Genomic DNA, 26,381 nt, shown 5'->3' with positions numbered 1-26,381 from the left:
GCCGGGCCCCCGGCCATGCGCGGTGCGGCCTGACCGGGGCCTGCTCTCCATCGCCTGGCCAGGACCTTGGACCGGTTCTGTCTGTCCGGGCCCTGACCGGTGCGACCCGGCCCCGGCTTCGGCCGACGCTGTCCCCTTCCGGGTCCCGGCGGGCGTTGGCCCGACCGGATCCCCGGGCTGGCCGGGCCGGGCCCAGGGCCTTTGAGCCACGTCTTCGACCCACGTCTTCGACCCACAGTGCCTGGCCCTGCGCGCCCCTGTCGTGCGCCTGCCCCGGTGTCCGTCTCATCGCCGCTGGGCCGAACCCCGGCGTGTTACGGAAAGTGATGACATCCCTTTTTTCTGGAATCGACCAGTTTCCAAGTGTTTGAGGCAACTCGCCCGCGGCACCCGCGACGCCGAGAGAGGAGCCCGCCCCATGCGCATCCTTGGTGTCAACGCCCTGTTCCACGATCCGGCCGCCGCCCTCGTCGTCGACGGCCGGACCGTCGCGGCCGCCGAGGAGGAGCGGTTCAGCCGGCGCAAGCACGGCAAGCGCCCGGTGCCGTTCTCCGCCTGGGAGGTCCCGGAGCTGTCCGCGCGGTGGTGCCTGGAGCACGCCGGGATACGGCCGGGCGAGCTCGACGCCGTGGCGTACTCCTTCGACCCCAAGCTCGCCCGGCCCGCCCGGGACATGGGACTGGACGACCCCTGGGACCCGCTGCGGCTCGAATACGCCCGCCGTGCCCCCGAGTTCCTCGCCGAGGCGCTGCCCGGACTCGATCCCGACCGGGTCGTCTTCGTCCCGCACCACGTGGCGCACGCCGCCTCCGCCGGACCCGCCTCGCCGCACCCCGACAACGACGTCCTCGTCCTGGACGGCCGCGGTGAGTCCGCCTCCCACCTGGCCGGCCGCTACCGCGACGGCAAACTCGACGTCCTCGCCACCCAGACGCTGCCGCACTCGCTCGGCCTGGTCTACGAGGAACTGACCGAGCACCTGGGCTTCCTGCGCAGCAGCGACGAGTACAAGGTGATGGCCCTCGCCTCCTACGGCACCCCCCGCCACCTCGGCCGGCTCCGCGAGCACCTCCACGCCACCGGCGACGGCGGCTTCCGCGCCCACGGCGTCGACTGGGCGGCTCTCGCCCCGCCGCGCGCCGAGGGCGAGGACTGGACGAAGGACCACGCCGACCTGGCCGCGAGCACCCAGGCCGTCCTGGAGGAACTGCTCCTCGAACTCGTCCATTGGCTGCACCGCGAGGCCGGGGGCGAGGCGCTCACCATGGCGGGCGGCGTCGCGCTGAACTGCGTCGCCAACTCGAAGATCGCCGCTCGCGGACCGTACCGGCACGTGTGGGTGCAGCCGGCCGCGGGTGACGCCGGCACCGCCCTGGGCGGCGCCCTGCACGTGGCCGCCGCCCAGGAGGGCACCGCTCCCGAACCGATGCCCGGCGCCGACCTCGGCCGCGGCTGGAGCGACGACGAGATCCGCGCCTGGCTGGAGACGGCCGCGATCCCCTACGAGGAACCCGACGACATCGCGGAGACGGTCGCCGAGGAACTCGCCCGGGACGGCGTCGTCGCCTGGTTCCAGGGCCGCAGCGAGTTCGGGCCGCGCGCCCTCGGACACCGCTCCCTGATGGCCCACCCCGGACGTGCGGAGAACCTGGAACGCCTCAACCACGTCAAGGGCCGTGAGGAGTTCCGCCCCGTCGCGCCGATGGTGCTCGCCGAACGCGCCGCCGACATCTTCACCGGGCCGGTCCCCAGCCCGTACATGCTCTTCGTGCACGACGTCGACCCCGCCTGGCGCGACCGCGTCCCGGCCGTCGTCCACGTCGACGGCACCGCCCGCATCCAGACCGTCGAGGAGCGGCGCGAACCGCTCGTCGCGCGGATGCTCGCCGCCTTCGAACGGCGCACCGGGCTGCCCGTCGTCGTCAACACCAGCCTCAACACCGCGGGCCGGCCCATGGTGGACGACCCGCGGGACGCGCTGGAGTGCTTCGGTTCGGCCCCCGTGGACCTGCTGGCCATCGGCCCGTTCGCGGTGCGCCGGGGACGGGCGTTCGCATGAGCACCGCCCCCGGGACCGGCGGCCCGCGCACCGGCTACGCCGTCGTCGTCCCCACCCTCGTACGCGACACGCTCGCCGACTGCCTGGCCGCCCTGGTCGCCGCGCACGGGCCGCGCCCCGACGAGGTCGTGCTGGTCGACGACCGGCCGGACCCGGACGCCGACCCCGACGCGCTGGAACACGCCCTGACCGTCCTCGGCGACCTGCGCGAGCGCACGGTGGTGCTGCGCAGCGGCGGACGCGGTCCCGCCGCCGCCCGCAACACCGGCGCCCGGGCGGTCACCTCGCCCTGGACCGCGTTCCTCGACGACGACGTGCAGGTCGGCCCGCACTGGTGCGACCAGTTGATCCAGGACCTCGCCGAGGCGGCGCCCGACACCGGAGCCGTGCAGGGCGTGATCGCCGTGCCGCTGCCGGGGGAGCGCCGCCCCACCGACTGGGAACGCGGCACCGCCGGCCTCGCGCAGGCCCGCTGGATCACCGCCGACATGGCCTACCGCACCGACGTGCTCAAACAGGTCGGCGGCTTCGACGAACGCTTCACCCGCGCCTTCCGCGAGGACGCCGACCTGGCGCTGCGCGTCCTCGACGCGGGGTGGCGGATCCGGCGGGGCCGCCGCACCACCCGCCACCCCGTACGCTCCGCCGCGCGCTGGGTCTCCCTGAAACAGCAGCGCGGCAACGCCGACGACGCCCTCATGCGGCGGCTGCACGGCCCGAACTGGTGGGCCAAGGCGGTCGCTCCCCGGGGCCGCATCCGCCGCCACGCCGCGATCACCGCCGCCGGCGCCGCCGCCCTCGTCCTCGCGGCGGCCGGACGCCCCCGCGCCGCCGCGGTCGCCGGGGCCGGCTGGGCCGCGGGAACCGCCGAGTTCGCCTGGGCCCGCATCGCGCCGGGTCCGCGTACCCGGCACGAGGTGACGACCATGCTGGTCACCAGCGTGCTCATCCCGCCCGCCGCGACCTGGCACCGGCTCAGCGGACTCTGGCGCCACCGCGCCGCCCCCGCCTGGCGGGAGGTGGTCGCGTGAGGCCCGCCGAACGCCCGCTGAAGGCCGTCCTCTTCGACCGCGACGGCACCCTCGTCCACGACGTCCCCTACAACGGCGACCCGGAGCGGGTCCGGCCCGTCGACGGCGCCCGCGAGGCGGTGGCGCTGCTGCGCGAGCACGGCATCCGCGTCGGCGTCGTCACCAACCAGTCCGGCGTGGCCCGCGGGCTGATCGGCGACGGCGACGTCCGGCGCGTCAACCGACGCGTCGACGAACTGGTCGGCCCGTTCGACGTCTGGGCGGTCTGCCCGCACGGCCCCGACGACGGCTGCCACTGCCGCAAGCCGCAGCCGGGCATGGTCCTGTGGGCCGCCGGACGCGTCTGCACCCGCCCCGCCGACTGTGTCGTCGTCGGCGACATCGGCGCCGACATGGAGGCCGCCGAACGGGCGGGCGCCCACGGCATCCTCGTCCCCAACGACCGCACCCGCCCGGAGGAGACGGCCGCCGCGCCCCACGTGGCCCCCGACCTCCTCACCGCCGTCCGCGCCGTCCTCGAAGGCCGGCCCCGACGGGGACGGGCCCCGGCGGACGAGCGGACCGTCGACCGGCACCGGAGGCCGGCATGAGGGCGCTCGTCAGCCGGCTCGACAGCTTCGGGGACGTGCTGCTCGCCGGGCCCGCCGTACGCGCCGTCGCCGCGCGGGCCGACCACGTCACCCTGCTGTGCGGGTCACGCGGCGCACCCGCCGCCCGGCTCCTGCCCGGCGTCGACGAGGTGCTGGTGTGGGACGCCCCGTGGGGCGGATTCGCGCCGCCCGAGGTGCGGCGCGAGGACATCGACGCGCTCGTGGACCGGATCGACGCCGACACCGCGCTGGTCCTCACCTCCTTCCACCAGTCCCCGCTGCCCACCGCCCTGGTGCTGCGCCTCGCCGGCGTCCGGTACATCGCCGCGGACAGCGTGGACTACCCGGGCTCCCTCCTGGACCTGCGTCACCACCGCGCCCCGCACGCCCACGAGGCCGAGGCCGCGCTCGATCTCGCGGAGGCGGCCGGGTTCCCCCGCCCCGACGACGGACGGCTGCGCGTGCATCCGCCGCCGCGCGACGAGGCCCTCACCGGCCCCGGCCCCTACGTCGTCCTCCACCCCGGCGCCAGCGTCCCCGCCCGCGCCTGGAGCCCGGAGCGCGCCGCCGAGGCCGTACGCGAACTGGCCGCCGCCGGGCACCGCGTGCTGGTCACCGGCGGCCCCGACGAGCGCGACCTCACCGCCCGCGTCGCCGGTGAGCACGGCACCGACCTCGGCGGCCGCACCGGCGCCCCCGAACTGGCCGGCGTCCTCGCCGGGGCGGCCGTCGTCGTCACCGGCAACACCGCACCCGCCCACCTGGCCGCGGCCGTCGGCACCCCCGTCGTCTCCCTGTTCGCACCCGTCGTCCCCGCCGAGCGCTGGCGGCCGTACGGCGTCCCCTACGTCCTGCTGGGCGACCAGGACGCCCCGTGCGCCGACAGCAGAGCCCGGGACTGCCCCGTCCCCGGGCATCCCTGCCTGAACACCGTCACGGCCACCGACGTGGCCGCCGCCGTCGAGAAACTGATGGGGGAGCCGTGAGGATTCTCATCTGGCACGTGCACGGGTCGTGGACCACGGCCTTCGTGCAGGGCCCGCACACCTACCTCGTCCCCGTCACCCCCGACCGCGGACCCGACGGCCTCGGCCGCGCCCGCACCTGGGACTGGCCCGGATCCGTCGTCGAGGTACCGCCCGAACGGCTGCGGGACGAGGACGTCGACCTCGTGATCCTCCAGCGCCCGCACGAACTCGGCCTGGTCGACCGGTGGCTGGGCCGCCGGCCGCCGCTGGTCTACCTGGAGCACAACGCCCCCGACGGCGACGTGCCCCGCACCCGCCACCCGGCCGCGGACATCCCGGGCGTCACCCTCGTCCACGTCACCCACTTCAACCGGCTGATGTGGGACGCCGGTTCCACGGACACCGCCGTCGTCGAGCACGGCATCGTCGACCCCGGCCACCGCTGGACCGGCGAGCTGGAACGCGCCGCCGTCGTGGTCAACGAGCCGATCCGGCGCGGGCGTACGACCGGAACCGACCTGCTGCCCGCGTTCTCCCGCGCGGCCCCGCTCGACGTGTTCGGCATGCGCACCGAGGGTCTCGCCGCACACATCGGCGTCGACCCCGAGCGCTGCCGCACGCAGGACGTCCCCCAGAGCGACCTGCACACCGAGCTGGCCCGCCGTCGCCTCTACGTCCACCCGGTCCGCTGGACCTCCCTGGGCCTGTCCCTGCTGGAGGCCATGCACCTGGGCATGCCCGTGGTCGCCCTCGCCACCACCGAGGTCACCGAGGCCGTGCCCCCCGGCGCCGGAGTGGTGTCCAACCGCATCGACGTACTGACCGACGCCGTACGCGACTTCCTCGCCGACCCGCCGCACGCACGGGCGGTCGGCGAGGCGGCCCGCGCGGCGGCCCTGGCCCGCTACGGGCTGTCCCGCTTCCTGGACGACTGGGAGCGGCTGCTGAAGGAGGTGACCCGATGAGGATCGCCATGGTGTCCGAGCACGCGAGTCCGCTCGCCGCACTCGGCGGCGTCGACGCCGGTGGACAGAACGTCTACGTGGCCCGACTCACCGAGGAGTTGGCCAAGCGGGGCCACGACGTCACGGTCTACACCCGCCGGGACGCCACCGACCTGCCCGACCGGGTACCGCTGCCCGGCGGCGCGGTCGTCGAACACGTGCCGGCCGGACCCCCGGTGCCGGTCCCCAAGGACGAACTCTTCGCGCACATGCCCGCCTTCGGCGCCCACCTGGCCCGCGCCTTCGGCCGGGAACGGCCCGACGTGGTGCACGCCCACTTCTGGATGTCCGGCATGGCCGCGCAGATCGCCGCAGGCCCCCGCGGAATCCCCCTCGTCCAGACCTTCCACGCCCTCGGCACCGTCAAGCGGCGCCACCAGGGCATGCGGGACACCAGCCCGTACGAGCGCATCGGCATCGAGCGGCAGCTCGGCCGGGGCTGCGCACGCGTCCTGGCCACCTGCACCGACGAGGTCGTCGAACTCGGCGACATGGGCGTCCCGCCCCGGCAGGTCTCCGTGGTGCCCTGCGGGGTGGACGCCGAGCACTTCAACCCCGCCGCCGACACCGGCCGCACCCCGGAACGACGCCTGCGGCACCGGCTGCTCGCCTGCGGACGGCTCGTCCCCCGCAAGGGCTACGACCAGGCCGTCCGCGCGCTGGCCCACATTCCCGACACCGAACTCCTCATCGCCGGCGGCCCGCCGGCCGGCGCGGTGGAGACCGAACCCGAGGCACAGCGCCTGACCGGCATCGCCCACCGCGCCGGCGTCGCCGACCGGGTCAGGCTGCTCGGCGCGGTCGACCCGGACGACATGCCCGCCCTGCTCCGCAGCTCCGACCTGGTGCTGTGCACCCCGGTGTACGAGCCGTTCGGCATCGTGCCGCTGGAGGCCATGGCGTGCGGCGTCCCCGTCCTCGCCACCGACGTCGGCGGCCACCGCGACTCCGTGGCCGACGGGATCACCGGCCGCCTGGTCGCCCCGCAGAACCCGTGCGCCGTCGCGGACGCCGCCCGCGAACTCCTCGCCGACGAGCGGCTGCGCCGCCAGTACGGCAGGAACGGCCGCGAACGCGTCCTGCGGCACTACACCTGGGCCCGCGTCGCCGACGGCGTGGAACAGGTGTACCGCCTGACCCGGTCCGAGGACGCGATGACGACGGAGGTGGCGTCATGACCGTGCACCCGCCCGTCGTCGGGCACTGCGACGAACTCCTGCACGCGCTCGGGGCGTTCCGCGCCTCCGCGCACGTCACCCAGCGCTGGGGCGACCGGCTCGCGGCCGTGCTGAGCGGCGGCGGGCGGCTGCTCGCCGCGGGCAACGGCGGCAGCGCCGCCCAGGCCCAGCACCTGACCGCCGAACTCGTCGGCCGCTACCGCGACGACCGCCCGCCGTTCTCCGCGATCGCGCTGCACGCCGACACCTCCTCCACCACCGCCATCGCCAACGACTACGGCGTCGACGAGGTGTTCGCCCGCCAGGTCCGCGCCCACGGCCGCGAGGGCGACGTCCTGATGCTGCTGTCCACCAGCGGCGCCAGCGCCAACCTGCTCTCCGCCGCCGACGCGGCCCGCACGGCCGGGCTGCGGGTGTGGGCGCTCACCGGGTGCGCCCCCAACCCGCTGATGGCGGGCAGCGACGAGTCCCTGTGCGTCGACGCCCCGTCGACGGCCACCGTCCAGGAACTCCACCTGGTCGCCGTCCACATGATCTGCGCGGCCTTCGACGCGGCCCTGGAACGCGGCGCCCGCGGTGCGCGGGGAGCGGGACGCGCGGCCCAGCGGAAGCGCAGGTGAGGGGAGACATGACTGCCATGGCCGACAGGACACCGCTGGTCGTGGTCGGCGACGCGCTGCTGGACCGCGACCTCACCGGCTCCGCCGACCGGCTCGCACCGGACGCCCCGGTGCCGGTGGTCGCGGAGTGCGCCGAGCGGATCCGCCCCGGGGGCGCCGCGCTCGCCGCGTACCTCGCCGCCCGCGACGGCCGCGAGGTCACCCTGATCACCGGCGTCGGCGACGACCCGGCCGGTCGCGCCCTGCGCGAACTGCTCACGCCCTGGCTGACGCTGGTCCCGCTGCCGTTGACCGGCACGGTGCCGGAGAAGACCCGGGTCCTCGCCCAGGACCGTCCCGTCGTCCGCCTCGACCGGGGCGGCGGCCGGGTCCGCGAGGCCACGGACGAGGCCCGCGACGCACTGCGTGCCGCCCGGGCCGTCCTGGTGTCCGACTACGGCCGGGGTGCCGCGGACGCCCTGCGCGACGTGCTCGCCGCGCGCCCGCCGCTGGTCTGGGACCCGCACCCGCGCGGGGGCCCGCCGGTGCCCGGCACCCGGCTGGTGACACCCGCCGAGAAGGAGGCCCGCGGCTTCGCGCCGGAGCACGGCGGCCCGGGCGGCGGTCTGCGCGCCGCCGCGCTCGACGCCGCCGCCCTGGTACGCGACTGGCGGGTGGCCGCGGTGACGGTGACGCTCGGCTCGCGCGGCGCGCTGCTGTCCTACGGCGAACACCCGCTGCTCGTCCCCGCGCCCGCCGCCCACCACGGTGACTCCTGCGGCGCGGGCGACCGGTTCGCGGCCACCGCGGCCGGGCTGCTCGCCGACGGGGTGCTGGTGGGGGAGGCCGTCGAGGGCGCGGTGAGCGCGGCCACGGCCTTCGTCGCGGCGGGCGGCGCGGCCGCCGTACCGCCCGCCGACTCCGGCCCGGCGCCCGCCACGCCGCCCGACACGGACGACCCCGGCGTCCTCACCGCCCGGGTCCGCGCCGAACACGGCACGGTCGTCGCCGCCGGCGGCTGCTTCGACCTCCTGCACGCCGGGCACGTGGGCCTCCTCCAGGCCGCCCGCCGGCTCGGCGACTGCCTGGTGGTCTGCGTCAACTCCGACGCCTCGGTACGCCGTCGCAAGGGCGGCGGCCGCCCCGTCAACCCCCTCGCCGACCGCGTCCGCGTCCTGCGCGCCCTCGCCTGCGTCGACGCGGTGGCCGTCTTCGACGAGGACACGCCCGAACGGCTCCTGGGCGACCTGCGCCCCGACGTCTGGGTCAAGGGCGGCGACTACGCCGGCGCCGACCTCCCCGAGGCCGCGCTGCTCCAGGAGTGGGGCGGACAGGCGGTCCTCCTGCCCTACCTCGACGGCCGCTCCTCCACCGCCCTGCTGGCCCGCGCCGCCGAGGGGGCCCGATGAGGCCCGGCGCCCGGAACACCGGGGGCGCGGGGAGCGACGGAAACGCCGGGCACGGCGACGCCCCGGCTCCCGGGTCGGCGGGCGGGCCGGTCACCGGGGACCCGGTGCATCCTGCGCCCGCGGGGGTGGTGGACACGGCGGGGGCCGGTTCGGAGGGGGCTCGGCGTGAGGTCGGGGCGTGGCGAGGGGCATGGGGCCGGCGTGAGGGTGGGGCCCCGGCTGCGGGGTCGGCGGGCGGGCCGGTCACCGGGGACCCGGTGCATCCTGCGCCCGCGGGGGTGGTGAACGCGGGAGGGACAGGCTCGGAAGCGGCCCGGCACGAGGGCGGGGCCAGGCCCCGTGTCCTGGTGCTGCGGGCCCTCGGGCTCGGGGACCTGCTGGCCGGGGTTCCCGCCCTGCGGGCGTTGCGACGTGCCTACCCGGGGCACGAGCTGGTGCTGGCCTGCCCCGCGGAGCTGGCCCCCGTGGCCGCCGCGACCGGCGCCGTGGACCGGGTGCTGCCCGCCGCCGAACCCGGGCGCGCCGTCCCGCGCACCCTCGACTGGACCGGACCGCCCCCCGACGTCGCCGTCGACCTGCACGGCAACGGACCGCCCAGCCACCGCCTCCTGGCCCGCCTGCACCCGGGGAGACTGCTGGCCTTCGCCCACCCCGGCACCCCCGAGGTCGACGGCCCTCCCTGGTACGCCGACGAGCACGAACGCGACCGGTGGTGCCGCCTGCTGCGCGCCTACGGCATCGACGCCGACCCCGCCGACCTGCGGCTGCCGCGCCCCGACGCACCGTCCCCCGCCCCCGGCGCCGTCGTCCTGCACCCCGGTGCCGGCGCGCCCTCCCGCTGCTGGCCCGTGGAACGGTACGCCGCCGTCGCCGAGGCGCTGCGCGCACGCGGACGCCGGGTCGTGGTGACCGGGGGAGCGGACGAGGCGGACCTGGTGGCCCGGCTGGCCAAGCTCGCCGACCTGCCGGACACCGACGTGTTCGGCGGCGGCCTGCCGCACGACCGGCTCTCCGCCCTGGTCGCCCGCGCCCGTGCCGTCGTCAGCGGCGACACCGGCATCGCCCACCTCGCCGTCGCCCACGCCACCCCCTCCGTCACCCTCTTCGGTCCGGTACCGCCCAGCCGCTGGGGCCCGCCGCCCCACCCGCGGCACCGGGTCCTGTGGCACCCGGGCCCGGACGGCGACCCGCACGGCCGCACGACCGACCCCGCGCTGCTGCGGATCACCCCCGACGCCGTACTCGACGCGTTGGACGCACTCGACGCACTCGACGCACTCGACGCACTCGACGCACTCGACACCCTGGACACCCGGCACGCCCCGGAAGAGGGACCATGAGCCACGCCGCGCACCACGGCCCCACGGCCACCCGCGAACGGCACCACCCGGACCCCACGCCCCCCGCACCCGTCGGCATCGTCATCGCCACCCGCAACCGCCGCGCGAGCCTCTCCGTCACCGTGCGGCACCTGCTCGCCCTCCCCGAGCGGCCCGAGGTGCTCGTCGTCGACAACGCCTCCACCGACGGCACCCGCGCCATGCTGGCCCGGGACTTCCCCCAGGTCCGCCTCCTCGCCCTGCCCCGCAACCGGGGTGCCCTCGCCCGCACCCACGGGGTCCGCGCCCTGGACACCCCGTACGTCGCGTTCAGCGACGACGACTCCTGGTGGGCGCCCGGCTCCCTGAGCACCGCCGCCCGCCACTTCGACCGGCACCCCCGGCTCGGCCTGCTCTCCGCCCGCACCCTCGTCGGGCCCGCCGACACCGCCGACCCCCTCAACGACCTGCTCGTCGACTCCCCCCTCGGCACGGCCACCGATCTCCCCGGCACCCAGGTGCTCGGCTTCCTCGCCTGCGCCGCCGTCGCCCGCCGCACCGCCTACCTCGACGCGGGCGGCTACCACCCGCTGCTCTTCTTCGGCGCGGAGGAGACCCTCCTCGCCTACGACCTGGCGGCCCGCGGCTGGGGCGTCACGCACTGCCCCGACGTGATCGCCCACCACCACCCCGACCCGCGGCCCCGCACCGGACGCCCGGCCGTCGTACGCCGCAACGAACTCCTCACCGCGTGGCTGCGCCGCCCGCTCCCGTACGCGCTGGCCCGCACCCGGGCCCTGGCCGCCGACGCCCGCCGGGACCCGCACGCCCGGCACGCCCTGCGCGAGACGCTCGCCCGCCTGCCCGCCGCCCTGCGCGCCCGCAGGCCGCTGCCCCCGCACGTGGAACGGGCCGCCCGCCTCCTCGACGAACCCGGCACCGGGACAGCCGGCGAAGCCGACGGAGCGGCCTCATGACGGACTCCCGGACCACCGTCGTCGTCATCACCCACAACCGGTGCGCGGAACTCCTGCGCACCCTGGACCGGCTCGCCGAACTCCCGGAGAAACCCCCGGTCGTCGTCACCGACAACGGCTCCACCGACGGCACCGCCGCCGCCGTCGCCCGCCGGCACCCCGGCGTCCGTCTCCTGCGCCCCGGCCGCAACCTCGGCGCCGTCGGGCGCAACCTGGCGATACGTCAGGTCCGCACCCCCTACGTCGCCTTCTGCGACGACGACTCCTGGTGGGCGCCCGGCTCCCTGTCCGGCGCCGCCGACCTGCTCGACCGGTACCCGGCGGTCGGCACGGTCACCGCCCGCATCGTGGTCGAGCCCGACGGCACCGAGGACCCGATCGTCGAGGAACTGCGCCACTCGCCCGTCCCCGGCCCGGACTGGCTCCCGGGACCGGCGCTCGGCTCCTTCCTGGCCGCCGCGACCGTCCTGCGCACCGACGCCTTCCGCGCGGCGGGCGGCTTCCACCCCCGGCTGTGGCTCGGCGGCGAGGAGGAGCTGCTCGCCGCCGACCTGGCCGCCGACGGCTGGTGGCTGACCTACGCCGACCACCTGACGATCCATCATCATCCGTCCCCGGTACGTGACTCGACGGTGCGGCGGGCGCACGGCATCCGCAACACCCTGTGGTTCACGTGGCTGCGCCGCCCGGTCGGTCCCGCCCTGCGCCGCACCCTGCACCTGGCCCGCACCGTCCCCCGCGACACCGCGTCCCTGCGTGCCTTCGCGGAGGCGACGGCCGCACTGCCGTGGGTGCTGCGCGAACGCCGGGTGCTGCCGCCGGAGGTGGAGAGCCGGCTGCGTTCGCTGGAACCCGCCCAGCGCGACTCGACGGCCCGCAGCTACATCGGCTGACCCGGCCCGGCGGGCGCCCGCGAGCGGGCTACCCGCCCTCCGTCCAGCGGCACAGCAGCCGGAACGCCGCGAACAGCGTCACCGGCCACACACCGGCGAACGCCCAGATCACCCCGGGCGCGGACGAGACGATGCCGACGACCATCAGCGACACCGACACGGCGAGCAGCAGGAGAACGGTCACGGCGCGCGGGCGGTGGGCCGCCGGCCGGGCCGGGTCGGGGCAGCGGCGGACCCGCAGCGTGCGCAGACGGCGGTCGAGGCGGCGGTCGAGGCGCAGGGCGCGTTCGATCTCGTCGAGTATGCGCTGCTCGTGATCGGGGAGCCGGCCGATGGACACGATGTCTCCTCCTGGTGCGGACCGACCACCGCCGAGTGCCCCCACCGCCCCGCGCCAACCCGCCCGCCTCGCGCCGCACCCGTACCGCCCGCGCCAACCGCCCTGCGGCTAACCGCCCGGCCGTCCGGGTCGCCCCGTCTTCGCCCCGTCCGGACCCCCGGCGCCCGCCCGCAACGCTTCCACCAGGCCGTCCGCGCCGTCCGGCCACGCGGCCGGCGCCGAGTCGGCCGCCCCGAACGCCGCCCCGATCCGTGCCGCCTCCACCCGTCCGTCGGCCAGGCACCAGTCCCACCAGCGCCGCAGCTGAGCCTCGGCCGCCGCCCGGCCCGGTGTCCGGACGAGCCGTTCGGCGGGCAGCAGGGCGGGCCAGCCGCAGGCTCGGGCCTGCGCCGTCACCTTCGCACCGCCCTCGACCGGGTCCACCGCCAGCACCGGGACCCCGGCCCGCAGCGCGAGGACCAGCCCGTGCAGCCGGTCGGTGACGACCAGGTCGAGCCGGGACAGTACCGCCTCCAGCTGGGCCGGGGTGCCGCACAGCCGCCAGTCCTGGGCGTCCAGCCGGGTCTCCAGCTCCAGCCGGGCACAGTCCCGGCCGCCCAGCCAGCGCGTCAGCACGGCGGCGACCTCCTCGTGCCGTCGCCGCCCCCCGTACTCGTGCTGCCCGCGGGTGAGCACCACCCCGACGACGGGCACCGCCGGGAGCGCCGGAGCGCGGGCCGCGAGGTCCAGCCCGGGGCCGGTGCCGGCGGGGTCCCGGGCCAGCACCCGGTGGAAGCCGGTGACGGCGGGGGAGTCCGGGTCGACCACGGAGACGCCGACCGCGATCCGCACGCAGTGCGCGAACCGCCGGTGCACCTCCTCGACCTGCGCCCCGTGCACCGGCCCGCACACGAACACCAGCCGCGTGTACGCCGCCGGGTCCACATCCGCGAAGTGCGTGCCGTCGGCCCGGAAACCGGGGCTCCACACGACGTCGTAGGCCAGCCCCGCGTCCCGCAGCACCCGCTCCACGCGGGCCAGCGCCAGCACGTCCCCGGCCGTCGCCTCCCCGTGCAGGAAGCTGAACCAGCCGGTCACCAGGATTCTGTCCCGTGTGTGCACAGTGCCTCCGGGTGCCCCACCGGCGACCGGGCAACCACCGGCGGGACGACCACGCGCGACGGCCCGGAGTCGAAGGAACGGAGAATGCCGGGGCAGCGGCGGACCCGCACCGCGGGGGCCTGCACCGCGCGGACCCGCACCGCGGGGGCCTGCACCGCGAGGGCCTGCACCGCGCGGACCCGCACCGCGCGGACCCGCACCGGGACCCCCGGCTTGCCGAACCGCACCGCCGTTGCGCCCGTCGTGGTCCCGGTACCGTGCCCGTATGACGACCAAGGCAGGAACGACGGCCCCCGTCCTCGGTGTCCGGGCCCTCAACCGCGCCACCCTGGAACGGCAGTTGCTGCTGCGCCCCGCGAGGATGTCCGCCGAGGCCGCCGTCGCGCATCTCCTCGGTCTCCAGGCGCAGGCCGTCAAGCCGCCGTACTACGCGCTCGCCGCCCGCCTCGACGGCTTCACCCCCGAGCACCTCTCCGCGCCCATGGCCGACCGGCGCGTCGCCCGGCTCGTCACCCTGCGCTCGACCATCCACACCCACACCGCCGACGACTGCCTCACCCTGCGGCCCCTGGTGCAGGCCGCCAGGGACCGGGAGCTGAACGCCTTCCGCAAGCACCTGACCGGTGTCGACCTGGACCGGCTCGCGGTCCTCGCCCGCGCACTGGTCGAGGAGGAGCCGCGCACCCTGGGCCAGTTGCGCGAGGCCCTCCTCGCCGAGTGGCCCGACGCCGACCCGCAGGCCCTCTCCGTCGCCGCCCGCTGCCGGCTCCCGCTCGTACAGGTGACGCCGCGCGGACTGTGGGGCAGGAGCGGTCAGGTCACGCTCACCACCGCCGAGCACTGGCTCGGACGCCCCGCGCGGCCCGCCCCGGCACCCGACGACACCGTGCTGCGCTACCTCGCCGCGTTCGGGCCGGCGTCGGTGAAGGACATGCAGACCTGGGCGGGTCTGACCCGGCTCCGGGACACCTTCGAACGGCTGCGGCCGCGCCTGGTCACCTTCCGGGACCCGGCCGGCACCGAGCTCTTCGACCTTCCCGACGCACCCCGCCCCGACCCGGACACCCCGGCCCCGCCGCGTTTCCTGCCCGAGTTCGACAACCTGCTCCTCTCCCACGCCGACCGCAGCCGCCTCGTCCCGCCCGCGCACAAGGGCCGGACCTGGCGGAAGAACCAGGCCTTCCGCGTCCTGCTCGTCGACGGCTTCGTGGCCGGGCTGTGGAAGCTCGACGACGGCGACCTGGTCGTCGAGCCCTTCGACACCCTCTCGAAGAGCCGGCGGGAGGAGGTCGTGGCCGAGGGCGGGCGGATGCTCGCCGCGATGCACGGCGACGCCGCGTACGACATCCGCTTCGGGACGGTACGCGGCTGAGGAGGCGGCGGGGAGGCGGCGGGGGGAGGCCGGGACGCGGAGACGGAGCAGACGTGGAGAGGGAGCGTTGCGGGCCGCTCGTGGAGGCTCGCAACGCTCCCCGGTCTTGCGCCTGAGGGATGCTCAGGGGATCAAGGGGCGGCCGGTCTGGAGCGGGTGAACCGGGGCATGAGTCTCCTCAAGTGGTTGCCGGTGGGGGGTCGCCCGGGCGTGGGGGGTTGGACGGGAGTCTCGGGACAGACCCCCGTATGCCCGGGCGAGCGGCACGTGTTCACGCTAGAACCGGTGGTCCGGACCGCCCAATGAGGGAACCCCCTAAGGGCCTCGGGCAGGGAAAACCCTCGGTGTACCGCCGGTAAACCCGACGGTTGCGGAGGGGCCGGAGCGGCCGTGCTCAGTCCGGACGCCGGCCCGCCGCCAGCCGGACGATGTCGACCCGGGACCGGATCCCGAGCTTGCGGTACACCCGGGTCAGCGTCGCCTCGACGGTCTTGACGCTGACGAACAGCCGGGTGGCGATCTCCCGGTTGGTCGCGCCTTCCATGACGAGCGCGGCCACCTGGCGCTCCATCGGGGCGAGCCCCGCGAGACCGTCCGGCTCGGCGTCCGGCACCGGCGGCGGTCCGTCCGCCCGTGCCGCGGCGGCCGCCTCCACCCGCCGCAGCCAGGGCAGCGCCCGGCACCGCCGGAACAACCGCGCCGCCTCGTCGTACGACGCCGACTCCGGGGCCCGCCCGGCCCGTTCGGCGTGCAGCTCGGCCAGCGCGAGGACCGTCCGGGCCTCCTCAAGACCGAACCCCAGCGCGGCCAGCCGATCCCGCGCCGACGTCAGCCGGGTCACGGCCGCCCGGTGTTCGCCCCGCGCCGCCCGCACCAGCGCCTCCGCCCGGTCGAGCACGGCGAGCACGCTCCCGCGCCCCAGCCGCAGCGCGTCCGCCCGGGTGACCTCGACGACGTCCATCGCCTCGGCCGGCTCCCCGATGCGCACCAGCGCCTCCGCGAGGTCAGCCTGCCAGCGGCCGCGCGCCGGGTCGGTGATGCCCGCCCCGGCCTCCAGCTCCCGCACCCGCCGCAGCGCCCGCACGGCCGCCGCCGCGTCGCCCGCCACCAGGTGGGCGTGACCGAGCGCGGCCAGCGCCCGCGACAGGTACACGGCGTCGCCGTCCTCCTCCGTCCGCCGCACCGCCTCCCGCGCCAGCTCCAGCGCCCGGTCCGGATCGCCGCCCGCGGCCTCGGCGAGTGCCGCCAGCATCACGCCCGCGCCCTCGCCGATACCCGCGTCGCGGGCCAGGGTCAGGCTCTCCCGGGCCAGTTCGAGGGCCCGCCCGCAGTGGCCCGCGTGCAGTTCGGTCTCGGCGAGGAACCGCAGGTAGTGGACCTCGCTCTCGGCCATGCCGCGCCGGCGCACCTCGCGCAGCAGCGCGGTGACGGCGGTGCGCGCCTCGGCCAGCCGGTCGCTCATCACCAGCCAGCGGAACCGGGAGGAGCCCGCCCCGTTGTGGTGGCACGCCACCCGCGGGTCCTGCGGCTCCTGTAGCGCCCGCCGGATGGTCGCCTCGGCGTCCGGGTGGCCCATCAGCGTCTCAGACTGCGCCTGGAACGCCAGCGCGAGCAGTTCGGTGCTCCGGTCCCCGGCCCGCGCCGCCAGCCGGGCCGCGTGCGCGGCCTCCTCGCGGCCCTGGGCGAAGTCGCCCTGCACCACGAGGGAGCGCCAGGCCAACTGGTAGTGGACCAGGGCGAGCAGCCGCGGGTCGTCACCCGCGTCGGCCAGCGCCTGCGGGAAGACGGCGTCGACCTCGCCGATGGCCTGCCCGGCCGCCTCGATCACCGCCATCCAGGCCCGTACCCGCTCGCCGGGCTCGGTGGCCCGGGTCAGCACCTCACGGGCCACGTCCCGGGCGAGGTCCTGCTCGCCCGCGGTGATCGCGTCCTCGGCCGCCGTGAGCCGGCGCTCGTCCGGGCCCGGTGTGCCGTCCGGCGGGGTGTGGCGGGCGGCGAGCAGCCCCAGCGAGGCGGCCACCGACGGCGCCCCGCGGTCCCGGGCCAGCGCCGCGGCCTCCGCCAGCCGGGCCGCCACCCGCGGGTCGGTGCCGGTGGTGGCCAGTGCCAGGTGCCGGGCGCGTTCGATCGGGTCGGACGCGGCCGTGGAGAGCGCCGCGTGCGCCGCCCGCCGCTCCGGCGCCGGGGCCTCGGCGTACAGCGCGGCCGAGATCAGCGGATGCGCGAACCGCAGTGTCGGTCCGTCCGGGTCGGGCGCGAGCAGCCCGAGCGCCGCCGCCTGCGCGGTCTCCGCCTCGGCGTTCTCCCGGCCGGCCGCGTGCAGCAGGGCCGGGGTGGGGCGGGCGCCGGCGCTGGCCACCAGGAGGGTGCGGCGCGCCTCGTCCGACAGCATCTCCAGGCGGGACAGGACCAAGGCGCGCAGCGAGGTCGGCACCGGCAGCGGCTCGCCCGGCCGGGGTGCGGCCGGGCTCTCGGCCAGGGCGCGGCCCAGCTCCAGGGCGAACAGCGGGTTGCCGCCGCTGGTGCGGTGGATGTCGCGGACCGTGGAACGGGGCAGGCCCGCGTAGCCGCGCCCGTCCAGCAGCGTCGCGACCTGGGCGCGGGTCAGCGGCCCCAGGCGCACCGCGCGGGTGTCCGGCGGCGAGGCGCGCAGATGCCGGTCGTACTCGGCGTCCTCGCTCTCCGGACCCTCGGTGCGCACCGCGCACAGCAGACGCACCGGGGTGTCGCCCAGGCGGCGGGCGGCGAAGCCGAGGAGCTCCGCGCTGGCCGGGTCGAGCCACTGGAGGTCGTCGGCGACGACGAGTACGGGGCCCTCGGCGGCGAGGGCGCGCAGCGCGGACAGGACGGCCAGCCGCAGCGCGAGACCGTCGCGCCGGAGGGTGGACTCGCCGCGCCCGGTGAGCGCCGCCTCCAGCGCGGTGCGCTGGGCGGCGGGCAGGGCGGGGGAGACCTCGTCGAGGACCAGGCCCAGCAGATCGGCGAGGGCGAGGAAGGGAAGGTGGGATTCGGACTCGGTGGCCGAGCAGCGCAACACGGTGTGCGACGTGCGGGCGTATTCCGCGGCCAGGGTGCGCAGGACCGTCGACTTCCCGATTCCGGCGGGTCCGTGCAGCAGCACACTGCCGCCCCGGGAGAGTTGCTCACGCGCCGCGTCGAACGAGTCCTCCCGCCCGATGACCAGGTCGGAGCGGCTTCCGGCAGTCTCCGCGAAGTCCCGTGGCACGGTGACCGCTCCCCTCCGTGTGTCGTGTCCGGGCCAATATTAGGCACCGAGGCATCGCATGACGGAGATGCGACGAGGTGAGCCGGACAACAGACAACGGGGCACCGGAATCAAACACCGCCGCGACATGCGCGACCCGGCTCGCGTCCTACGGCAGCCACCCCGTTCTGCGGGCCGCCGCGACGGCCTCCGTGCGGGTGTGGGCGCCCAGCTTGCGCATCGCCGAGCGCAGATACCCCTTGACCGTCTCCGGACCCACCCCGAGCCGCTCGGCCGCCGCCCCGTTCGTCGCGCCCGCGGCCACGCAGGCCAGTACGTCCACCTCCCGCGGCGCCAGCCGGGGCCCGGGGAGGGGCCCGTCCCCGGCCGCCAGCAGACCGCACGCCCGCAGCAGCTCGTCGCGCAGTGCCGGGTCCGCGATCCTGGGCGCCAGCGCCCGCAGCGCGGCGTGCGCCTCGCGCACCTGCTCCCAGGACGCACCGTCCGCCGGACCGTGCGCGGCCGGCCGCGCCGGCGGGGGCGCGGCCGTCGCCAGCAGGCCGTCCGCCTCGTCGCGCAGCACCAGTGCCTGCTCCACGTCCCGCGCCGCCGCCACGGCCGCGCTCAGCGTGCGGTCGCCCAGCGGCTCGGCGGTGCGCAGGGCGCCGTACAGCACTCCTCGCACCCGGCGCCGTACCACGACCGGCACCGCGAGGACCGAGCGCAGGCCCTCGGCGGCGACGGGCAGGTCGTACTCGTGGCTGATCTGCCGGGAGACGGAGTAGTCGGTCACGGCGCACGGCCGCGACAGTGCCACCGCCCGGCCGCCCAGCCCGTTGCCCGCCGTCACGGCCAGCGCGCTCAGCGCGGTCGTGGCCGTGCCGCTCAGCTCGCTGATGCGCACCCGGCGCCGCCCGGGCTCCACCAGACCGCCGAAGGCGACGGGCAGCCCGGTCGTGCGCCGCAGCCGTACCAGCGCGCTGCGGATCTGCGCCGCGTCCGCCGCGTCCACCGCCACTCGTTCCGCCTCCCTCGCGACCGCCGCGGGACGCCCACCCCCGTTCGGGGGTAGTGAGACCCACATCACGGATTAGACGATGGCACGGAGCCGCCCGGCAAGGTCCGGCACCGAGGAGGACAGATGACGACGGCCACGGAGCTGTTCCGCAGCGCACGGGACTTCCTGCTGGAGCACCGCGAGGACTACCCCGCCGCCTACGAGGGGTTCCGGTGGCCCCGCCCCGACCACTTCAACTGGGCGCTGGACTGGTTCGACGTGATCGCCGACGGCAACGGGCGCACCGCCCTGCACATCGTCGAGGAGGACGGCCGGGAGGTCCGGGTCTCCTTCGCCGAGATGTCCGCCCGCTCCGACCGCGTCGCGAACCGCCTGCGCGAGTGGGGCGTCGGCCCGGAGGACCGCATCCTGGTGATGCTCGGCAACCAGGTGGAGCTGTGGGAGACCGCGCTGGCCGCGATGAAGCTGCGCGCGGTGGTCATCCCGGCCACCCCCCTGCTCGGACCCGCCGACCTGCGCGACCGGGTCGACCGCGGCCGGGTGAGGCACGTGATCGCGCGCTCCGAGGACACCGGCAAGTTCGACGACGTGCCCGGCGACTACACGCGCGTCGCGGTCGGCGGCGCTGCGCCCGCACCCGGCTGGCGGCCCTACGAGGACGTGTACTCGGCCTCCGACGGGTTCGTGCCGGACGGCCCGACCGCCGCCGACGACCCGCTGATGCTGTACTTCACCTCCGGCACCACCGCCCGCCCCAAGCTCGTCGAGCACACCCACGTGTCCTACCCCGTGGGACACCTGGCGACCATGTACTGGATCGGCCTGACCCCCGGCGACGTGCACCTGAACATCTCCTCGCCGGGCTGGGCCAAGCACGCCTGGTCGAACCTGTTCGCGCCGTGGAACGCCGAGGCGACCGTCTTCCTGTACAACTACACCCGCTTCGACGCGGGCCGCCTGATGGCCGAGATGGACCGGGCCGGGGTGACCACCTTCTGCGCCCCGCCGACCGTGTGGCGGATGCTCGTCCAGGCCGACCTCACCCGGCTCGCCACCCCGCCGCGCGAGGTCGTCGCCGCCGGCGAGCCGCTCAACCCCGAGGTGATCGAGCAGGTCCGCCGCCTGTGGGGCAGGACCGTCCGGGACGGCTTCGGCCAGACCGAGACCGCCGTCCAGGTGTCCAACAGCCCCGGCCAGCTGCTGAAGACCGGCTCGATGGGCCGTCCGAGCCCCGGCTACCGCGTCGAACTCCTCGACCCGGTGACCGGTGCGCCCGGCGCCGACGAGGGGGAGATCGCCCTCGACCTGTCCGCGCGTCCCGTCGGCCTGATGACCGGCTACCACGGCGACCCGGACCGCACGGCCGAGGCGATGGCCGGCGGCTACTACCGCACCGGTGACATCGGCGCGCGCGACGAGGACGGCTACCTGACCTACGTCGGCCGGGCCGACGACGTGTTCAAGGCCTCCGACTACAAGATCAGCCCGTTCGAGCTGGAGAGCGCCCTGCTGGAGCACGAGGCGGTCGCCGAGGCCGCGGTGGTGCCCGCCCCGGACGCACTGCGTCTGGCGGTGCCGAAGGCGTACATCGTGCTCGCGGCCGGCTGGGAGCCCGGCCCGGACACCGCGAAGGTGCTCTTCGAGCACTCCCGCCAGACCCTCGCCCCGTACAAGCGGGTACGCCGCCTGGAGTTCGGCGAACTGCCCAAGACCGTCTCCGGCAAGATCCGCCGCATCGAACTGCGCGAGGCCACGGCGGCCGGCTCCGCCGACGAGTACCGCGAGGAGGACTTCCGGTGACCGCGCCCTCGGCCCAGCCGTCCTACGCCCACGGCACCAGCACCTCCCCGCTGCTCGGCGACACCATCGGCGCCGACCTCGACCGCGCGATCGCCGCCCACCCGGGCCGCGAGGCCCTCGTCGACGTCCCGTCCGGACGGCGCTGGACCTACGCCGAGTTCGGCGCCGCCGTCGACGAGGTGGCACGCGGACTGCTCGCCAAGGGCGTCACCAAGGGCGACCGGGTCGGCGTCTGGGCGGTCAACTGCCCGGAGTGGGTCCTCGTCCAGTACGCCACCGCCCGCATCGGCGTCATCATGGTGAACGTCAACCCGGCCTACCGGGCGCACGAGCTGGAGTACGTGCTCAAGCAGTCCGGCATCACCCTGCTGGTCGCCTCGCTCGCCCACAAGAGCAGCGACTACCGGGCGATCGTGGAGCAGGTCCGCGGCCGGTGCCCGGCGCTGCGCGAGACCGTCTACATCGGCGACCCGTCCTGGGACGCATTCACGGCGGGCGCCGCCTCCGTGCCGCGGGAGCGGGTCGACGCGCTCGCCGCCGAGCTGAGCTGCGACGACCCGGTCAACATCCAGTACACCTCCGGCACCACCGGCTTCCCCAAGGGCGCCACCCTCTCCCACCACAACATCCTCAACAACGGCTACTGGGTGGGCCGCACGGTCGGCTACACGGAGCAGGACCGGGTATGCCTGCCGGTGCCCTTCTACCACTGCTTCGGCATGGTCATGGGCAACCTGGGCGCCACCTCCCACGGCGCCTGCATCGTCATCCCCGCCCCGTCCTTCGAACCGGCGGCGACGCTGGAGGCCGTGCAGCGCGAGCGGTGCACGTCCCTGTACGGGGTCCCGACCATGTTCATCGCCGAGCTGAACCTGCCCGGCTTCGCCTCCTACGACCTCACCTCCCTGCGCACCGGCATCATGGCGGGCTCGCCCTGCCCGGTGGAGGTGATGAAGCGGGTGGTCGCCGAGATGCACATGGAGCAGGTCTCCATCTGCTACGGCATGACCGAGACCTCCCCGGTGTCCCTCCAGACCCGCATGGACGACGACCTCGAACACCGCACCGGTACCGTCGGCCGCGTCCTGCCCCACATCGAGGTGAAGGTCGTCGACCCGGTCACCGGCGTGACCGTGCCCCGCGGCGAGGCGGGTGAACTGTGCACCCGCGGCTACAGCGTGATGCTCGGCTACTGGGAGGAGCCGGAGAAGACCGCCGAGGCCGTCGACCCGGGCCGCTGGATGCACACCGGGGACCTCGCGGTGATGCGCGAGGACGGGTACGTGGAGATCGTCGGCCGGATCAAGGACATGATCATCCGCGGCGGCGAGAACATCTACCCGCGCGAGGTGGAGGAGTTCCTGTACGCCCACCCGAAGATCGCGGACGTCCAGGTCGTCGGCGTACCGCACGAGCGCTACGGCGAAGAGGTGCTGGCCTGCGTCGTCGCGCGCGACGCCGCCGACCCGCTCACCCTGGAGGAGCTGCGCGCCTACTGCGACGGACGGCTCGCGCACTACAAGGTGCCCAGCCGCCTCCAGCTCCTGGACTCCTTCCCGATGACCGTCTCGGGGAAGGTGCGCAAGGTGGAGCTGCGGGAGCGGTACGCCCGCCCGTAGCGACCGCGCCGGCCGCGACGACTCAGCCGGCCGCGACGACTCAGCCGGCCGTGGCGTCCAGCGCCACGGCCGGCGCGTTGACCGGACGCGGTACTCCCGTCGGGTCGAGCACGAAGAGCGGCACGTCCAGCAGGTCGGCGCGGGCTCGGGCCTCCTCGGCGTACCCGGCCAGCGAGAAGTGGACGCCCCGCGCCGACTCCGCCATGGCCGTCAGCCACAGGCACTCCACGTCCCGCGCCGAGACGGGGCCCGCCGTCGGATCCACCTGGACGACGATGCCGGGCGCGGCCAGGCCGATGCCGGACAGGGGCCGCTGGTCGGCGCGGCGCACGTTCCGGTGACCCAGCCCCCGCAGATACAGGACGGCGGCGGTGACCGCGTCGCGGGCGGTGCGGATCGGGACGGCCCGGTGCGCCGGGACCCGTGACCCGGGGACGCGCCCGGCCCGGCCCGTCGCCACCGGGTCCACCGGCACGCACAGCACCGTCCCGCACGGGCAGCCCAGCTCCGGCCGCGGCCAGTGGCTCTCGGCCCCGCAGGCCGCGCAGCGCAACCCGATCCACTCCTCGTCCCACGCCCGGTGGGTGACCTCGGTGGCGGCCCCGAGCGGATCCAGCTCCGGGGCGACGGGCGCCCCGCAGGCGCAGGGATACGACGGTGCCGTGTAGCGGTGCCGGCGCCCGCAGGCGGTGCAGCACACCGAGATGGTCCCGGACATGACCCCCATCGTCCTCTCTTGACGGCCTCCGGCTGCCCACTTACATTACTTCCAGATCGTAGAAAACAAATTTCGCTATACGGAAGTTGCTACGGAAGAAGCTCACCGCGGGGCGCGACGGGAGTGCGAATCCGACAGCCGGAGCAGGAGTACTCGATGGCTCGTATGACCGCTGCCCGAGCGGCAGTTGAGATTCTCAAGCGCGAGGGTGTCACCGACGCGTTCGGTGTGCCGGGCGCGGCGATCAACCCCTTCTACGCGGCGCTCAAGGCGTCCGGCGGCGTCCAGCACACCCTCGCCCGCCATGTCGAGGGCGCCTCGCACATGGCCGAGGGCTACACCCGGACCAACCCCGGCAACATCGGTGTCTGCATCGGCACCTCGGGCCCGGCCGGCACCGACATGATCACCGGCCTGTACTCGGCGATCGGCGATTCGATCCCGATCCTGTGCATCACCGGCCAGGCGCCGACCGCGGTGATCCACAAGGAGGACTTCCAGGCCGTCGACATCGCCTCGATCGCCAAGCCGGTCACCAAGATGGCCGTCACCGTCCTGGAGGCCGCGCAGGTCCCCGGCGTCTTCCAGCAGGCGTTCCACCTGATGCGTTCCGGCCGCCCCGGCCCGGTCCTCATCGACCTGCCGATCGACGTCCAGCTCACCGAGATCGAGTTCGACCCGGAGACCTACGCGCCGCTGCCGGTCTACCGGCCCACCGCCACCCGCGCGCAGATCGAGAAGGCCATCGGCCTGCTCAACGCCGCCGAGCGCCCGCTGCTCGTGGCCGGCGGCGGTGTCATCAACGCCGACGCCGCCGACCTGCTGGTGGAGTTCGCCGAGCTGACCGGCACCCCGGTCGTGCCGACCCTGATGGGCTGGGGCATCCTGCCCGACGACCACGAGCTGAACGCCGGCATGGTCGGCCTCCAGACCTCGCACCGCTACGGCAACGCGACCTTCCTGGAGTCCGACTTCGTCCTCGGCATCGGCAACCGCTGGGCCAACCGCCACACCGGCAAGCTGGACGTCTACACCGCCGGGCGGAAGTTCGTCCACGTCGACGTCGAGCCGACCCAGATCGGCAAGATCTTCGCCCCGGACTACGGCATCGCCTCCGACGCCAAGGCCGCCCTGGAGCTGTTCGTCGAGGTGGCCAAGGAGCTGAAGGCGGCCGGCAGGCTGCCCGACCGCTCCGCGTGGGCGGCCTCCGCGCAGGAGCGCAAGGCGAGCCTCCAGCGCCGTACGCACTTCGACGACATCCCGATCAAGCCGCAGCGCGTCTACGAGGAGATGAACAAGGCCTTCGGCCCGGAGACCCGGTACGTCTCCACCATCGGCCTCTCCCAGATCGCCGGCGCCCAGATGCTGCACGTCTACCGCCCGCGGCACTGGATCAACTGCGGCCAGGCGGGACCGCTCGGCTGGACCGTCCCGGCCGCCCTCGGCGTCGCCAAGGCCGACCCCGACGCCCAGGTCGTGGCGCTCTCCGGCGACTACGACTTCCAGTTCATGCTGGAGGAACTGGCCGTCGGCGCCCAGCACAAGATCCCCTACGTCCACGTCCTGGTGAACAACTCCTACCTGGGCCTGATCCGCCAGGCGCAGCGGGCGTTCGAGATCGACTTCCAGGTCAACCTGGAGTTCGAGAACATCAACTCGCCCGAGCTGGGCGTCTACGGCGTCGACCACGTCAAGGTCGCCGAGGGCCTGGGCTGCAAGGCGATCCGGGTGACCGACCCCGCCGAGCTGGGCACCGCCCTGGAGCAGGCCAAGAAGCTCGCCGCCGAGCACCGGGTGCCGGTCGTCGTCGAGGCGATCCTGGAGCGCGTCACCAACATCTCCATGTCCGGCACCAACGACATCAGCAACGTCGTCGAGTTCGAGGAGCTGGCGACCGAGCCGGGCCACGCCCCGACCGCGATCAAGCCCCTGAAGGCCTGACGCACCCTGCGCCGAGCGCGCTGAACGCCGAGAGCGGTCCGTCCCCCCCGGGGGGCGGGCCGCTCTCGGCGTGCGTACGTCATGCACCGGTGTACGCGGTACGCGTCCGTGCGCTCAGTCCGAGCCCCCGCCCCCCGAGCCGCAGCCCCCCGCGTGGTCCCCGTGGCCGCTACCGCCCCAGTCGCCGGAGACCGAGTCCTCGTACTCGTCGCGCCACCTCAGGAACCTGCCGCGGCCCAGCGAGAAACGCACCCCCTCGGCCGGCCCGCCCGGATCGACGAGCCCGGTCCGCAGCGCGAAGCGCGGCAGCAGCAGACGCAGCGCGGCATCGCCGTGCAGGGCGACCGCGAGCAGCGTGTCGCCGTCCGTCAGCCCGTGCCGGACCGCCGGCAGCGGGTGCCGTTCCCGCCAGAACGCCACGCGCCGCCGGGCGCCGCGGGTCGGCCTGAGCCAGGGATGGCCCAGCAGCCCGTCCTCGGCCAGCGGGATGCGCGTCAGGGCCAGGGCGAGGCGCACGTCCGGGTGCCGGACCAGCTCCCGGGCGGTGAGCGGCTCGTGCAGACAGTCCAGGACGGTCCCCTCGAACGGTCCCAGCCCGTCCGGCTCGGGACCCGCCGCGCACAGCGTCCTGCGCGGGCCGCTCTCTACGGCGCCCAGCAGGTGCAGGGCGACCAGCGCCACCGTCACGGCGGCCGGCGGACCGCCGCCCAGCAGCGCCACCTGGTGCGGCTCCCACCCGATCTCCGTGCCACCGTCCACGACACCACCCCCGTGCGCCCCGTGCTGTGCCCGGGTTGTGCCCGCTGGGCGGGTCTCCTACGCGCGCTCAGTCCGCGTGGTGCTCGTGCAGCCCGGGCCAGTCCTCCGGCCCGCCGCCCTGCCACTCCACGAGGTCGCTGTCCTCGACGTCCGTCACGTAGAGGTCGGCCAGGCGCAGCAGTTCGGCGACGTCGTCGAGGTGCGAGGCGACGCCCAGGGTCTCCGCGCCGGAGGTGACCCGACGGGAGCCGTCGAGGGCGGGGGAGTGGACGACGATGTGCGGGTGCCCGGACGGGTGTGCCGTTGCCATGTCTCCAGGCTGCTGCGCGGCCGGGCGATCCGCACCCCGGCAGGCCCCCGGGCCCGCGGAGCAACGCCGCGGACGCGGGGGGGGGGGGGGGGGGGGGGGGGGGGGGGGGGGGGGGGGGGGGGGGGGGGGGGGGGGGGGGGGGGGGGGGGGGGGGGGGGGGGGGGGGGGGGG

The 26,381-nt window shown here is 75.7% G+C and carries 22 protein-coding genes; 15 read left to right on the top strand and 7 right to left on the bottom strand.

Features of this window, described 5'->3' with window-relative positions; translation table 11 throughout:
• Positions 1–418 precede the first annotated feature (418 nt).
• The 11 genes from ACIBCJ_RS23050 (at position 419) to ACIBCJ_RS23000 (ending at position 12,027) form a co-directional block, all read left to right on the top strand.
• Positions 419–2,059: a carbamoyltransferase C-terminal domain-containing protein gene (locus ACIBCJ_RS23050; protein WP_365978278.1), complete on the top strand. Its 1,641-nt coding sequence runs from the start codon at positions 419–421 to the stop codon at positions 2,057–2,059.
• Entirely contained in the window at positions 2,056–3,090 is a 1,035-nt protein-coding gene (locus ACIBCJ_RS23045; protein WP_365978277.1) for a glycosyltransferase, read from the top strand. Before ACIBCJ_RS23050 ends, ACIBCJ_RS23045 begins: the two co-directional genes overlap by 4 nt.
• Entirely contained in the window at positions 3,087–3,680 is a 594-nt protein-coding gene (locus tag ACIBCJ_RS23040) for an HAD family hydrolase (RefSeq protein ID WP_362510300.1), read from the top strand. Before ACIBCJ_RS23045 ends, ACIBCJ_RS23040 begins: the two co-directional genes overlap by 4 nt.
• Positions 3,677–4,666: a glycosyltransferase family 9 protein gene (locus ACIBCJ_RS23035; protein ID WP_362093006.1), complete on the top strand. Its 990-nt coding sequence runs from the start codon at positions 3,677–3,679 to the stop codon at positions 4,664–4,666. The genes ACIBCJ_RS23040 and ACIBCJ_RS23035 overlap by 4 nt, the downstream gene beginning before the upstream one ends.
• A complete protein-coding gene (locus tag ACIBCJ_RS23030; RefSeq protein WP_362093008.1) occupies positions 4,663–5,613 on the top strand; it encodes a glycosyltransferase in 951 nt (316 codons plus the stop codon). Before ACIBCJ_RS23035 ends, ACIBCJ_RS23030 begins: the two co-directional genes overlap by 4 nt.
• On the top strand, positions 5,610–6,830 hold the full coding sequence (locus tag ACIBCJ_RS23025) for a glycosyltransferase (RefSeq protein ID WP_365978275.1): 1,221 nt from the start codon (positions 5,610–5,612) through the stop codon (positions 6,828–6,830). The genes ACIBCJ_RS23030 and ACIBCJ_RS23025 overlap by 4 nt, the downstream gene beginning before the upstream one ends.
• A complete protein-coding gene (locus tag ACIBCJ_RS23020) occupies positions 6,827–7,450 on the top strand; it encodes an SIS domain-containing protein (protein WP_362093014.1) in 624 nt (207 codons plus the stop codon). Before ACIBCJ_RS23025 ends, ACIBCJ_RS23020 begins: the two co-directional genes overlap by 4 nt.
• A 17-nt stretch (positions 7,451–7,467) precedes the next feature.
• Positions 7,468–8,838, top strand: a complete 1,371-nt coding sequence (rfaE2, locus tag ACIBCJ_RS23015) for a D-glycero-beta-D-manno-heptose 1-phosphate adenylyltransferase (RefSeq protein ID WP_365978483.1) — start codon at positions 7,468–7,470, stop codon at positions 8,836–8,838.
• 281 nt (positions 8,839–9,119) lie between these two features.
• Positions 9,120–10,178: a glycosyltransferase family 9 protein gene (locus tag ACIBCJ_RS23010; RefSeq protein WP_365978482.1), complete on the top strand. Its 1,059-nt coding sequence runs from the start codon at positions 9,120–9,122 to the stop codon at positions 10,176–10,178.
• Positions 10,175–11,134 carry a glycosyltransferase gene (locus ACIBCJ_RS23005; RefSeq protein WP_362093017.1) on the top strand — a complete coding sequence of 320 codons (960 nt, stop codon included), beginning with the start codon at positions 10,175–10,177 and terminating at the stop codon, positions 11,132–11,134. The genes ACIBCJ_RS23010 and ACIBCJ_RS23005 overlap by 4 nt, the downstream gene beginning before the upstream one ends.
• Positions 11,131–12,027: a glycosyltransferase gene (locus tag ACIBCJ_RS23000; RefSeq protein ID WP_365978274.1), complete on the top strand. Its 897-nt coding sequence runs from the start codon at positions 11,131–11,133 to the stop codon at positions 12,025–12,027. Before ACIBCJ_RS23005 ends, ACIBCJ_RS23000 begins: the two co-directional genes overlap by 4 nt.
• Positions 12,028–12,055: 28 nt before the next feature.
• Here ACIBCJ_RS23000 and ACIBCJ_RS22995 read toward each other — a convergent pair whose 3' ends face one another.
• Together ACIBCJ_RS22995 and ACIBCJ_RS22990 are read right to left on the bottom strand one after the other, a co-directional pair.
• Positions 12,056–12,367 carry a DUF3040 domain-containing protein gene (locus ACIBCJ_RS22995; RefSeq protein WP_362093023.1) on the bottom strand — a complete coding sequence of 104 codons (312 nt, stop codon included), beginning with the start codon at positions 12,365–12,367 and terminating at the stop codon, positions 12,056–12,058.
• Positions 12,368–12,475: 108 nt separating this feature from the next.
• A complete protein-coding gene (locus ACIBCJ_RS22990) occupies positions 12,476–13,468 on the bottom strand; it encodes a polysaccharide pyruvyl transferase family protein (RefSeq protein ID WP_365978273.1) in 993 nt (330 codons plus the stop codon).
• A 265-nt stretch (positions 13,469–13,733) separates the two neighbouring features.
• On the opposite strand from ACIBCJ_RS22990, the gene ACIBCJ_RS22985 reads away from it, so the two are divergent.
• A complete protein-coding gene (locus ACIBCJ_RS22985; protein WP_365978272.1) occupies positions 13,734–14,840 on the top strand; it encodes a winged helix DNA-binding domain-containing protein in 1,107 nt (368 codons plus the stop codon).
• 394 nt (positions 14,841–15,234) lie between these two features.
• Here the strand turns inward: ACIBCJ_RS22985 and ACIBCJ_RS22980 are convergent, their stop codons facing one another.
• Both ACIBCJ_RS22980 and ACIBCJ_RS22975 read right to left on the bottom strand, forming a co-directional pair.
• The gene (locus ACIBCJ_RS22980) at positions 15,235–18,066 is read right to left on the bottom strand and encodes a LuxR family transcriptional regulator (protein WP_362093032.1); all 2,832 of its coding nucleotides are present in this window, start codon (positions 18,064–18,066) and stop codon (positions 15,235–15,237) included.
• A gap of 148 nt (positions 18,067–18,214) precedes the next feature.
• Positions 18,215–19,063, bottom strand: coding sequence for a helix-turn-helix transcriptional regulator (locus tag ACIBCJ_RS22975; protein ID WP_362510276.1), 849 nt, complete (start codon positions 19,061–19,063; stop codon positions 18,215–18,217).
• A 123-nt stretch (positions 19,064–19,186) separates the two neighbouring features.
• On the opposite strand from ACIBCJ_RS22975, the gene ibuL reads away from it, so the two are divergent.
• Both ibuL and lbuL read left to right on the top strand, forming a co-directional pair.
• A complete protein-coding gene (ibuL, locus tag ACIBCJ_RS22970) occupies positions 19,187–20,863 on the top strand; it encodes an isobutyrate:CoA ligase IbuL (protein ID WP_362093038.1) in 1,677 nt (558 codons plus the stop codon).
• Positions 20,860–22,482, top strand: a complete 1,623-nt coding sequence (gene lbuL, locus ACIBCJ_RS22965; protein ID WP_362510273.1) for a linear/branched/unsaturated fatty acid:CoA ligase LbuL — start codon at positions 20,860–20,862, stop codon at positions 22,480–22,482. The genes ibuL and lbuL overlap by 4 nt, the downstream gene beginning before the upstream one ends.
• A 40-nt stretch (positions 22,483–22,522) precedes the next feature.
• On the opposite strand, the gene ACIBCJ_RS22960 is transcribed toward lbuL, so the two are convergent.
• The gene (locus ACIBCJ_RS22960) at positions 22,523–23,209 is read right to left on the bottom strand and encodes a hypothetical protein (RefSeq protein WP_365978271.1); all 687 of its coding nucleotides are present in this window, start codon (positions 23,207–23,209) and stop codon (positions 22,523–22,525) included.
• 147 nt (positions 23,210–23,356) lie between these two features.
• Here ACIBCJ_RS22960 and gcl point away from each other — a divergent pair, with 147 nt between their 5' ends.
• Complete coding sequence (gcl, locus tag ACIBCJ_RS22955) at positions 23,357–25,141, top strand: glyoxylate carboligase (RefSeq protein WP_362093047.1); 1,785 nt, start codon at positions 23,357–23,359, stop codon at positions 25,139–25,141.
• A gap of 114 nt (positions 25,142–25,255) precedes the next feature.
• Here the strand turns inward: gcl and ACIBCJ_RS22950 are convergent, their stop codons facing one another.
• Both ACIBCJ_RS22950 and ACIBCJ_RS22945 read right to left on the bottom strand, forming a co-directional pair.
• The gene (locus ACIBCJ_RS22950) at positions 25,256–25,900 is read right to left on the bottom strand and encodes a TIGR04222 domain-containing membrane protein (RefSeq protein ID WP_362093050.1); all 645 of its coding nucleotides are present in this window, start codon (positions 25,898–25,900) and stop codon (positions 25,256–25,258) included.
• Between the two features lie 67 nt (positions 25,901–25,967).
• On the bottom strand, positions 25,968–26,210 hold the full coding sequence (locus ACIBCJ_RS22945; RefSeq protein ID WP_362093052.1) for a hypothetical protein: 243 nt from the start codon (positions 26,208–26,210) through the stop codon (positions 25,968–25,970).
• Positions 26,211–26,381 lie beyond the last annotated feature (171 nt).

The organism is Streptomyces sp. NPDC051136 (assembly GCF_044455745.1).
Lineage (GTDB): Bacteria > Actinomycetota > Actinomycetes > Streptomycetales > Streptomycetaceae > Streptomyces.
The sequence above is the reverse complement of the archived record's forward strand: the minus strand, read 5'-3'. Positions and strand labels throughout refer to the sequence as shown.